A 10,407-nucleotide genomic window follows, 5' to 3' on the forward strand; every position below is an offset into this window, starting at 1 on the left:
GCGGTGAATGACTACCAGAAAATAATAACTTTTTGATTCTAACAAGTTTAAGGTTACTTGACAAGACGATCCAGAAAACGGGTTTCTTCAAGAAACCCGTTTTCTATTCTGAGAATATCCTCTCGTTGATAACCCTGTTCGTACAACCGTTTAGTTAATGTTAGTTTCGCTTCTTTGTGGGGGAGATGGGAGAATAAATAAAGGCAATCTCAATCTCCTGACTCCTGAATACTGACTCCTGATAACTGATAACTGATTACTGATAACTGATAACTGATAACTGAAAAGTTCCGCTAATCTTTAGATAAATTGCCGGAAACATACCAAGTAAAACCACCGCCGATAACTGCCATAACTGCTAAAGCTAATAGTACTGGTCGGAGTCCGAATTGAGTTTCGGCGATACCCGCAACAGCTAAGGGTAAAGAGAGGGCAATATTAACGGCATTATTTTCTAAACCAAAGACTTTACCGCGCATTTCGGGGGGTGTATCTGCCTGTAGGGTAGTTTGCATGGGAACCCCGACTAAAGCGGCAAAAATCCCTAATAAAGCGGTCATAGCGAAGGCTAAAATTAAACTCTTTGTGGCTAGAGATAAACCGATTAAAGCTGCCGCCATACCCAGGGAACCCCAGAGACTTAATTGGGTGTGGGAGAATTTTTGGCCCCAATAACCCAAAGTAATCGCACTAACTGCCATTCCTGCACCACAGGAGGCTAATAAAAAGCCGAATTGAGAAGCTTTTAACCCGGGTAGTTTTTCGGCCATACTGACGGCTAATACCGATAGAGCAGCAAAAATACAGAATAAGATGACTAATTGAATCAGAGCGTTACGAACTTTATGATTTTTGTTGAGGTAACGAATGCCGTCGCGGATATCTTCCCAAACATGGGGCTGTTCTGCGGTAGGAATAACATATTTTTCGTTAGTTCGCAGGATAATTAGAATTAAACCGGCAATTATATAAAAAGCACCGACAATCATCACTTTGCCAATATCAAATTGTCCGGCTCTCGTGCCAAAAATGCTATCGGCAAAAGCTAATACTGGTTCACCGATGGCAAAACCGATAATTAATACCGCCATGGTGGTTAAAGTGTTGAGGGAATTAGCCGGTAGAAGATGACGACGTTTTACCACTAATGGCAGGGTAGATTGTTCGGCAGGGGCAAAAAATTGGGTTAAGGTGGAGACAAGAAAAGTAATGACTAACAACAGGAAAAAACCGAAGGGTAAATTAAATTCTCCTTGTAGCCGGTAATGCCAATTTCTTAAACCTTCCGGCAGCCAACCGAGGGGAACGGCTAAAGTTTGCCCGCGCACTAACCATAATAATAGGGGAATGACGAGGACAAAGGCCCCCCGTAAAAGGTTAGAAATAACTAAAACTTGTTTTTTTAACCATCTATCAACATATACACCCGCCACCGAACCCACTAACACCGCCGGAATTGTATTAGCAATCATTATCGCCGATACCCAGCCACTAATCGACTGATCGGCTTCTTGGTAATGGGTGGCAATTAGGGATATCATCAGGACTAAATAGAATTTATCCGCTAATTGGGAAAAAATTCCCCCCGCCCAGAGAATGAGAAAGCGCGGGTTTTTTAGCACTGGGGCAAAACCCTGACTAGGATGGGATTTGGGCGCACGTTTAGGCAAGCGGTTCATGGTTTCTGCGTCGGATTGCCTCGGTGAGGAATCGGAAGAATTAAAAACAGGAGTGGAGGAGGAGCTAGACGTAGCGTCGTCAGTTTCTGAGTCAAACAGTTGCATTATGATGATTTTTGCTATCTGTTTAAAATTCTAAGGGAGATAAACCCTCAACTAATGCCGAGGAGCGAAAAGTTTTTCCCAGATGATATTGAGTATAGCGGCGCAGCAGGCGATCGAGGTTAATCCATGCTAGTTCTGAGGTCAGGTTTTCTGGTGGGGGAAAATCTGTTTTTCCTAGGCATTGCAGTAATTGCAGTTCTTGCCGCGTCAGTTTACTATCGATTTTGGGCGGGTTGATTGTTTCTGTGAGGGCAGCTAGATCTATTATTCCCCCTGCCTCAAAACTAAATCCTAGGCAATTTTCCCCAACTAAAGCTTTTCCCGTCAACAGGCAGTTATGGACTTGCGGCACTAAGCCGGCAATTATTAAGAAATGAAAAATTGCTTGACAAAGATAGGGAAGTATGTATTGATTCTCGTCGAGGACTTCAATTCTGGCCAGATGGCTGCAGATTAATTCGTATAATTCCCTCTGGGGTTGTTCGCTCAGTGCGATCGCCAAAACCAGTTCGCAGAGGTATTGGCTAACGGTGAGTTTGGCGAGATTTTGACTTAATTTGGGATAAGATTCGATAGTTTCGGCTTGAACGACCTTATCTAGGGATTTTCCTGCGACTATTAACAGATTATTGACCACAAATAGTTCACTTCTACCCCGGAGGGAAGATTTATACTTGCGCGCACCAGGGGCAATGGCTCTAATTAAACCATATTCGGCGGTCAAAATAGTTAAGATGCGATCGGCTTCTCCGAAGGCCATTCCTTGCAGATTGATTCCAGTAGCTTGATAGGTACGAGACATCATTTAATAATTAACTAGGGTCTGCGGCAAAAAGTTTTTCGTGGGGACAGGGTGTGGGGTGTGGGGTGTGGGGTGTAGGGTTTTACCGATTTTGAGGGGGTCAATTACCTAATTTTCAGGGAAAAAGTCCAGGAAATTTCCCCCCGATCACTCCCATATCTGGTACTTTTTGATTGACAAAAGGTCTAAAAGTCTTACCCAACAAGGTTTTTAGATTTTTTCAGCAAACCCTAGCTAATTGTCTCCCCAAAAAGACTTGAGCTAATCACCAGGCAAAAGGGAAACTATGGAGGTTAGCGGACTCGAACCGCTGACATCCTGCTTGCAAAGCAGGCGCTCTACCAACTGAGCTAAACCCCCGATCTGGTTTTTGAGACACTCTCGTTATTATAACCTATAGTGAAAAATATTACAAGTTAATTTTTCCCTTGCCTGCCATGTCTTATCTAGTCGCCACTTTTTACCAGTTTGTGGCTTTGTCAGATTATCGTCAAAAACAGCCAGAAATACAAAAATACTGCCAAGAAAGAGGAATTAAAGGAACTATTCTTCTGGCAGCCGAGGGGATTAATGCAACGATCGCAGGAAACCGTCAAGCGATCGCGGAGGTGATTAGTTGGTTAAAAACCGATACTCGTTTAGCTAATCTAGAGGTGAAAGAGTCTGTTTGTGATTATTTGCCCTTTCAACGCTTAAAAATTCGCTTAAAACAGGAAATTGTCACTTTTGGTCAACCCAAGGCTAATCCTCTCGAAAAAACAGGAATTCATCTCAAAACTGAACAGTGGAACCAATTACTGAAAGAGCCGGACGTGGTAGTTATCGATACTCGTAATAATTATGAAGTGGCGATCGGTACTTTTGCGGGAGCGCTTAACCCGGAAATCCGGCATTTTCGCCAATTTCCCGAGTATATTCAGGAAAATTTTGATAGTATTAACAATAAGAAAATAGCTCTTTTTTGTACGGGGGGAATTCGCTGTGAAAAGGCGGCAGCTTTTTTATTAAATCAAGGCTTTTCTCAAGTTTATCAGCTAGAGGGAGGTATTTTGAAATACTTAGAAGAAGTTAGTCCCGATCAGAGTCTTTGGCAAGGAGAATGTTTTGTTTTCGATCAAAGAGTGGCACTAACAGCTAATTTAGAGGTAGGACATTATGAAATGTGTCCCGCTTGTGGTCATCCCATCGATGAAAAAGATAAACAATCCCCCAGTTACCGAGCAGGAATATCTTGTCCCTATTGTAGTTAATTTTATCCTATCGTACCGCTCTCATCTCCCTACTTTTCTAGGTTCTGGTTACTTTTTTTTGCGGATTTGTGTACCGGAAATCATGTCATGAAGGGCGCGTTTTTTCTTTGTCCAGGCTGCCAGTAAAAAGCCCAAATATAAGGGAGCAGTGGAGAGAAATTTTAGTAAGTAGCGGCGATTGGCTCTCGCAAAAGATATGCGTCGGCCTTGGCTATCGGTGACGAATAAATCAAAAAACATTTTACCAATAGTGGCTTTAAAAAGATATTCTAAGAAAACATAATATAACCATTTAATCACTATTCCTAAACCAAGAGCAGTCAGGATGGCAATATGTTCGTGAGTAAAGTTAATTTTGGCTTGAATATTATAGATAATTGCCGCTATAAATAAAGCAAACCCGATAATTGTTGTTCCAACTGCACTTAATCCTGCCGCATAGTAAACCCAGATTTCTTTGGGAATATCAAAATCAAGATTTAAGTTTTTAAAAGTTGACCATTGTTGTAAGCGAAAACAGATATAACCACCTAATAAAGCGGCGATAATAAGAACGATAAAAGAATCAATTAAAGAAGCTTTTAAACGGAGCCAAAACCCAGCATAACTGGGAGAAATTGCAGCGATTAAAGAAATAAGTGCAGGATTGGGAATAGGAATAATTCTAGGTTTTTCAGGAGCAGAATTTTTAGTTTTTTTAGTTTGATGGGGATTGGCTTTAATATCGGTAATGATTTTTAGCAAAGTTTTGGTATCTTTAGGTCGATCAATAGGTTTTTCTGCCATTAAATTATCGATAAAATCTGCTAATCGAGAAGGGATATTTGGGGCATATTTACGCCAATTAAATTCGTTGGTATTGATATTATAAATTTTCGGGTCACTGGGTTCTTTACCGGTTAACAAAAAGACGAAAGTTTTGCCCAAAGCATAAAAGTCTGATTGGGGGACAGAGTGACCGAGAGATTGTTCGGGAGGAGCATATCCGGGGGTATAAATTCCCGTATTTTTACCTCCTGCTAGGACGGTTTTAGTGACTTGTCGCGCTGCCCCAAAATCAATTAAAACTAATTGACCATCGGGTTTTAAGATAATATTAGAGGGTTTGATGTCGCGATGATAGAATTTATGTTTATGAACTTCGTGGAGAATATTAGCTAACTGAGTTAACCAATCCAAAGCGAGATGATAATCAATCGGTTTAAATCCTCTTTGTTTTTGATATTCTTCTAAGTCAATACCAGCAATTTTCTCCATGACTAAACAGTGTAAAGCAGTTTGACTCTCCCGGGGATGATAAATAAAATAGTTTTCTCCTTTGGGAATACCGGGGTGATTTAATTGTTTTAAAAGATTGGCTTCCTGTTGAAATAAATCAATAGCTTTGCTGGAATCGTAGGTAAGAACTTTTAATACTTTGGGTATTTTACGTTCATCTATCACTTCATAGGTATTACCAAATCCACCTTTGGCACTCAATAAATTTGTGACTCGATATTTACCATTTAAAAGCAAGTCGGAACCACAGGATTGACAGTAACGACTCTCCTTGATACTTTTCGGTTTAGGACAATGAGGATTAATGCAAAAACTCATGGATTTTATTGGTAGAGTACAAAATAAACTTGATGATTAAAATATCCACTGATATATTTAAGGTTTATTGCCAAGAAAAAAGCCGCGCAATCCCAAAGTGACCACGGCACTTAAAAAAGCCACAACCATGGGGATAATCAGAGATTTAAACCCTTTCAAGTCAGCAATATCTTTAACTAGGATTGCATAACTATCCTCGACTTTTTCCAGTCGTTTATCCATCGCTTCGACTTTCTGATCAAGAGTTTTAATATCTCCTTTGATTTCTGTGACTTCCACCTTTAAATCATTAACATCTTTTTGGAGAGTGTCAAATTTTTGATTAACATCTTTTTGGAGACTGTCAAATTTGTGATCCATATCTCTTTGGAGATTGTCGATTTTCTGATTAACATCTCTTTGGAGGGTGTCGATTTTACTCTCGATCCTTGTCAGGACAGATTCGAGAGAATAGGTAACGGTTTCGCTAGTTTGTGTCATAATTAAAAACCTCTTGCAAATAACTACTTTCTTGACATAAAAAATTAAGGTTTGTTGCCAAGAAAAAAGCCGTGCAATCCTAAAGTGACCACAGCACTTAAAAAAGCCACAACCATCGGGATAATCAGGGATTTAAACCCTTTTAAGTCAGCAATATCTTTAACTAGGATTGCATAACTATCCTCGACTTTTTCCAGTCGTTTATCGATACCTGCGACTTTTTCAGTCAGAGTTTTAATCTCTCCCTTTATTTCTGTGGGTTCCACTTTTAAATCATTAACATCTTTTTGGAGAGTGTCAAATTTTTGATCCACATCTTTTTGGAAGGTTTCAAATTTTTGATTAACATCTCTCTGGAAGGAATCTATTTTCTGATCCACATCTCTGTGGAAAGAGTCGATTTTCTGATCTACATCCCTCTGGAGAGTATCAAATTTTTGATTAACATCCCTTTGAAAATTGTCGATTTTACCCTCGATCCTTGTCAGGACGGATTCCAGCGAATAGGTAACGGTTTCACCAGTTTGAGTCATCGGTTAAAATCCTTAGCTACAAGTCGATCGCTAATTGCCTACTCTCATCTTAACCAAATTCTTAAATATTACTGAAATCGTCTAAAACTGACTGAAAGTGTTGGCTAATTTATCAGCAATTCCCTCGATCCAAATTTCATCTTGTTTAGTATAACTGCGCGGCGCATTTGCCGCCAAAATTAACACCCCTTCCTTACCGATGGGTTGACAGATTAAGCCTTGGGTGTTTTCTGGCAAATAGTCAAACTCGATTTTAGCGGGATATAAATTTAAATTAACTAAATAAACGGCTTTACCGGTTTCTAAAACTCTTTTGATAATATTACTAACTTTAACTTCAGAATTCTGGCTTAAGATACCGCGACGTAATAAAACCTGTCCCTGATAATAAACGATCAGAGATTTTGTGGCGGTGTTAGTTAAAAGTAAATGGGAAGCCCAGGCAAGCTCAATTTTAACCGGTTCTGGCAAATCTGGGGCAAATTCCAGGCCTTCGCGCCCGATTAATTCCACAGCATCCGGTAAGCGGGGTTGAACTCTTTGCCAGATTAAACCCACCAAAATTAAAACCCCACTCAAAATCACTCCCATCACATCGGAACGCGCTTGCGATGGGGTTAAATCGGCAGTGGCAAAACGATTAAACATTAATACCGTACCCCCGACGATGCCGGCGAACAGGGGTAACAGTCTTAAAATACGATCGGGATCAGCTGGTGCCATAGCTGAGAACTATTCCTCGTCTGGTTCTAGAATACGTTGAAAAAGATAGCCTGTACCTCTAGCGGTGAGAATTAACTCAGGATTGCTGGGATCATCCTCTAATTTGGCTCGTAAACGGGAAATATGTACATCTACCACCCGCGTATCCACATGACGTTCGGGGGTATAACCCCAAACTTCCTGAAGGATTTCCGAGCGCGAAAAAGCTTCTCCCGATCGACTGACCAATAATTCTAGTAAACTAAATTCCATACCGGTCAGACGGATGCGTTCATCTCCCTTATAAACTTGGCGTTTATTGGTATCGATTTTAATTGAACCGATATGAATCACACCGGAACTAGGAATCCCTGGAGCGCCATTTTTCTCTACCCGACGCAACACCGAACGAATCCGCGCCTCGAGTTCTTTGGGAGAAAAAGGTTTAACTACATAGTCATCCGCCCCCAATTCTAGCCCAGTAATTCGATCAGCCACATCCCCCAAAGCGGTTAACATAATGATAGGAATATCCGATTCTTTGCGGAGTTCCTGACAGACACCGTAACCGTCTAATTTCGGCATCATCACATCCAAAACCACTAAATCGGGTTCGGCGGTGCGGAAGGTTTCTAAAGCTTCCTCGCCGTCGGCGGCGGTGACGACTTCATAACCAATCATCGACAAACGAGTCTCTAAGATACGACGGATGCTGGCTTCATCATCAACAACGAGAATTTTTTCCTTCTGGTTCTCCAACTGAATTAACACTCCTTAGTTAAATAGTGTGATGAATTTTAAAGTTAAATAACGAGCGTTCCTGTTTATAGAATATCCCTTTGCCGTTATCATTAAGCCTAAATTTCCTATTTTATTTCTTTTATGGCAATTATCAATAACTTTATGGTCTTCCTCCCCCTATATCATACTTAATTAAATTTGACAAGAGAATTGATCCCCAAACCGCTTTTCTTCAACTTTTCTTAAAAAACATGGCGAAATCGCGAACAATATATATCTGTAGTGCTTGTGGGGCGGAATCTCCCCAATGGTTAGGAAAATGCCCCAGTTGTGACACCTACGGGACGCTAGAAGAACAAGTGGTGGCTGGTGGCAATAATCCGGCGGTAAATCGCCCAGGATGGCAAAATAGTCGCCCAAATAACGGCAAAGGGGAACGCAACCCCCAACCGCGCATCTCGGTTCGCTTCTCGGAAATTACCCAGTATGAACAGGAACGTTTTCCCTCTGGTTACGGGGAATTCGATCGCGTTCTCGGTGGCGGCATCGTCCCGGGTTCTCTTGTACTAATCGGCGGCGATCCGGGCATCGGCAAATCGACGCTTTTACTGCAAGTTACCAACCAACTCGCCCAAAGATTACCGCGCATCCTCTACGTTTCCGCCGAAGAATCGGGACAACAGATTAAACTGCGGGCTGCCCGTTTGGGGGTGGGAGTGGTTGCCGTGGAGTCGGAAAATAATGGCAATGGCAAGGAGAAAAAAGCCTCTGAATCAACCGCAGAACTCGATAATCATCTCTATGTTCTGCCAGAAACCGATTTAGAGGAAATTTTGCGAGAATTAGAATCTTTACGCCCACAGGTGGCGGTAATTGACAGTATTCAAACTCTTTATTTTGGGGCCTTAACTTCCGCACCGGGATCTGTCGCCCAAGTTCGCGAATGTACCTCCGCCTTGATGCAGGTGGCAAAACGGGAGAATATTACTTTATTAATTGTCGGTCATGTGACTAAAGAAGGGGCGATCGCTGGTCCGCGAGTTTTGGAACATTTGGTCGATACGGTGTTATATTTTGAAGGCGATCGCTATGCCTCCCATCGTCTCTTAAGATCCGTGAAAAACCGTTTTGGGGCAACCCATGAGATCGGTATTTTCGAGATGGTGGACCACGGTTTGGTGGAAGTGGAAAACCCCTCAGAATTATTTTTAGGCAATCGCGACGAATTTTCCCCGGGTACGGCGACGGTGGTAGCCTGTGAAGGTACACGCCCGATTGTGGTGGAGTTACAGGCATTAGTTAGCCCCACCAGCTACGCTTCCCCCCGAAGATCGACCACGGGCATAGAATACAACCGATTACAGCAAATTCTCGCCGTTTTAGAAAAGCGCGTCGGCATTCCTTTATCGAAATTAGATGCCTATGTTGCCTCCGCAGGAGGGTTGGGAGTGGAAGAACCGGCGGCGGATCTGGGAGTTGCGATCGCTGTTGTCGCCAGTTTTCGCGATCGAGTCGTCGATCCGCGCACAGTCTTAATCGGGGAAGTGGGATTAGGCGGACAAGTGCGCTTAGTGTCGCAAATGGAACTAAGATTAAAAGAAGCGGCTAAATTGGGCTTTAAACGGGCAATTGTCCCTAGAGGTCAAGTTTATCCCGAAGATGTGGGCTTAGAAATTGTTCCAGTCGGCAAGGTAATCGAGGCAATTGTCGCCGCAATCCCCCCCCAGCAGCGCTTTGGGGAAGATATAGAAGACGAGGAAGGGGAAGGGCAAGAATAACGGTACAATGCTAAAAAAGATTAAATTACTTGGGAGATTTTCACCATGTCTGTGTTAGCTGTTGCTGCTTTGGCGGGTTATCTGATCGTTTTTACCGGAATTGCCCTCGGTCTCTTTTTCGGTCTGCGCGCCGCTAAAATTATCTAGTATATAAACAGTAAAAAAGCTTTAGTGATCGGTTTAACTGGTCACTATTGCCAATTCTAGGGGAGATAAAAAATGACTGTTATTCTAGACTTAAAAACTCTCTACGAAATTGATGATTCTCTCTGGTTAGAAGAAACTATCGAACTGCTCAAGGCTAAAAATTTTGAAGCGCTAGACTTAGAAAACTTGATCGAGGAGTTAGAAGACTTGGGAAACGAGAAAAAGTTTCGTGTTGCTAGTTTTTTACAGCAAATTATTAGACATTGTTTATTATTACAATTTTGGACAAGTGAAAGAGAATATAATCAGGCTCATTGGCGTTCAGAAATTATCAATTTTAAAGATGAACTTAATACTTATTTGACGACTAATTTAAGAAATTATCTAGAACATAATTTGGCAACTATTTATGAAAAAGCCCTTCGCTATCTTCGTCAAAAAACCGATAATAAAGTCAACTTTCCTGATACTTGTCCCTACAGTTTAGAAGAACTGCTCGCTCCTAATTGGCTACCACCTTACAAATAAAGGAGATAAAAAATGACTGTTATTCCCGACTTAAAAACTCTCTACGAAATTGATGATTCTCTCTGG

At 41.7% G+C, this 10,407-nt stretch carries 11 protein-coding genes and 1 tRNA gene; 4 read left to right on the top strand and 8 right to left on the bottom strand.

Annotated features, from left to right (window positions below):
- Positions 1-293: 293 nt before the first annotated feature.
- The 3 genes from O9334_RS18860 to O9334_RS18870 all read right to left on the bottom strand — a co-directional run bounded on the left by O9334_RS18860 (position 294) and on the right by O9334_RS18870 (position 2,946).
- The gene (locus O9334_RS18860) at positions 294-1,784 is read right to left on the bottom strand and encodes an MFS transporter (RefSeq protein WP_045361691.1); all 1,491 of its coding nucleotides are present in this window, start codon (positions 1,782-1,784) and stop codon (positions 294-296) included.
- 22 nt (positions 1,785-1,806) lie between these two features.
- Positions 1,807-2,589 carry a DNA repair protein RecO gene (recO, locus tag O9334_RS18865; RefSeq protein ID WP_288001813.1) on the bottom strand — a complete coding sequence of 261 codons (783 nt, stop codon included), beginning with the start codon at positions 2,587-2,589 and terminating at the stop codon, positions 1,807-1,809.
- A 284-nt stretch (positions 2,590-2,873) separates the two neighbouring features.
- Positions 2,874-2,946, bottom strand: a tRNA-Ala gene (locus O9334_RS18870).
- Between the two features lie 77 nt (positions 2,947-3,023).
- Between O9334_RS18870 and trhO the strand changes: the two genes are divergently transcribed.
- Entirely contained in the window at positions 3,024-3,836 is an 813-nt protein-coding gene (gene trhO / locus O9334_RS18875) for an oxygen-dependent tRNA uridine(34) hydroxylase TrhO (RefSeq protein ID WP_052426741.1), read from the top strand.
- A gap of 48 nt (positions 3,837-3,884) precedes the next feature.
- Here the strand turns inward: trhO and O9334_RS18880 are convergent, their stop codons facing one another.
- The 5 genes from O9334_RS18880 to rpaB form a co-directional block, all read right to left on the bottom strand.
- A complete protein-coding gene (locus O9334_RS18880) occupies positions 3,885-5,432 on the bottom strand; it encodes a protein kinase domain-containing protein (RefSeq protein ID WP_045361685.1) in 1,548 nt (515 codons plus the stop codon).
- A 57-nt stretch (positions 5,433-5,489) separates the two neighbouring features.
- The gene (locus O9334_RS18885; RefSeq protein WP_045361681.1) at positions 5,490-5,912 is read right to left on the bottom strand and encodes a shikimate 5-dehydrogenase; all 423 of its coding nucleotides are present in this window, start codon (positions 5,910-5,912) and stop codon (positions 5,490-5,492) included.
- 44 nt (positions 5,913-5,956) lie between these two features.
- The gene (locus O9334_RS18890; RefSeq protein WP_288001819.1) at positions 5,957-6,445 is read right to left on the bottom strand and encodes a shikimate 5-dehydrogenase; all 489 of its coding nucleotides are present in this window, start codon (positions 6,443-6,445) and stop codon (positions 5,957-5,959) included.
- An 81-nt stretch (positions 6,446-6,526) separates the two neighbouring features.
- On the bottom strand, positions 6,527-7,168 hold the full coding sequence (locus tag O9334_RS18895; protein ID WP_288001820.1) for a cofactor assembly of complex C subunit B: 642 nt from the start codon (positions 7,166-7,168) through the stop codon (positions 6,527-6,529).
- Between the two features lie 9 nt (positions 7,169-7,177).
- On the bottom strand, positions 7,178-7,906 hold the full coding sequence (rpaB, locus tag O9334_RS18900; RefSeq protein WP_002781934.1) for a response regulator transcription factor RpaB: 729 nt from the start codon (positions 7,904-7,906) through the stop codon (positions 7,178-7,180).
- Between the two features lie 233 nt (positions 7,907-8,139).
- On the opposite strand from rpaB, the gene radA reads away from it, so the two are divergent.
- From radA to O9334_RS18915, 3 genes are all read left to right on the top strand, one after another.
- Positions 8,140-9,666 carry a DNA repair protein RadA gene (radA, locus tag O9334_RS18905; protein WP_190381107.1) on the top strand — a complete coding sequence of 509 codons (1,527 nt, stop codon included), beginning with the start codon at positions 8,140-8,142 and terminating at the stop codon, positions 9,664-9,666.
- Positions 9,667-9,711: 45 nt separating this feature from the next.
- Positions 9,712-9,813, top strand: a complete 102-nt coding sequence (gene petL / locus O9334_RS18910) for a cytochrome b6-f complex subunit PetL (protein ID WP_002791324.1) — start codon at positions 9,712-9,714, stop codon at positions 9,811-9,813.
- 72 nt (positions 9,814-9,885) lie between these two features.
- Positions 9,886-10,341 carry a DUF29 domain-containing protein gene (locus O9334_RS18915; RefSeq protein ID WP_150975675.1) on the top strand — a complete coding sequence of 152 codons (456 nt, stop codon included), beginning with the start codon at positions 9,886-9,888 and terminating at the stop codon, positions 10,339-10,341.
- The last annotated feature ends 66 nt before the right edge of the window (positions 10,342-10,407 follow it).

Origin of the sequence: Microcystis sp. LE19-8.1F, from assembly GCF_027531715.1 — a bacterium.
GTDB lineage: Bacteria > Cyanobacteriota > Cyanobacteriia > Cyanobacteriales > Microcystaceae > Microcystis > Microcystis wesenbergii_A.

Bases quoted from the DNA above. Each gene is read 5' to 3' on its own strand.
- recO (WP_288001813.1), bottom strand. From the start codon at position 2,589: ATGATGTCTCGTACCTATCAAGCTACTGGAATCAATCTGCAAGGAATG.
- petL (WP_002791324.1), top strand. From the start codon at position 9,712: ATGTCTGTGTTAGCTGTTGCTGCTTTGGCGGGTTATCTGATCGTTTTT.
- O9334_RS18895 (WP_288001820.1), bottom strand. From the start codon at position 7,168: ATGGCACCAGCTGATCCCGATCGTATTTTAAGACTGTTACCCCTGTTC.
- radA (WP_190381107.1), top strand. From the start codon at position 8,140: ATGGCGAAATCGCGAACAATATATATCTGTAGTGCTTGTGGGGCGGAA.
- trhO (WP_052426741.1), top strand. From the start codon at position 3,024: ATGTCTTATCTAGTCGCCACTTTTTACCAGTTTGTGGCTTTGTCAGAT.
- O9334_RS18885 (WP_045361681.1), bottom strand. From the start codon at position 5,912: ATGACACAAACTAGCGAAACCGTTACCTATTCTCTCGAATCTGTCCTG.
- O9334_RS18890 (WP_288001819.1), bottom strand. From the start codon at position 6,445: ATGACTCAAACTGGTGAAACCGTTACCTATTCGCTGGAATCCGTCCTG.
- O9334_RS18915 (WP_150975675.1), top strand. From the start codon at position 9,886: ATGACTGTTATTCTAGACTTAAAAACTCTCTACGAAATTGATGATTCT.
- O9334_RS18880 (WP_045361685.1), bottom strand. From the start codon at position 5,432: ATGAGTTTTTGCATTAATCCTCATTGTCCTAAACCGAAAAGTATCAAG.
- O9334_RS18860 (WP_045361691.1), bottom strand. From the start codon at position 1,784: ATGCAACTGTTTGACTCAGAAACTGACGACGCTACGTCTAGCTCCTCC.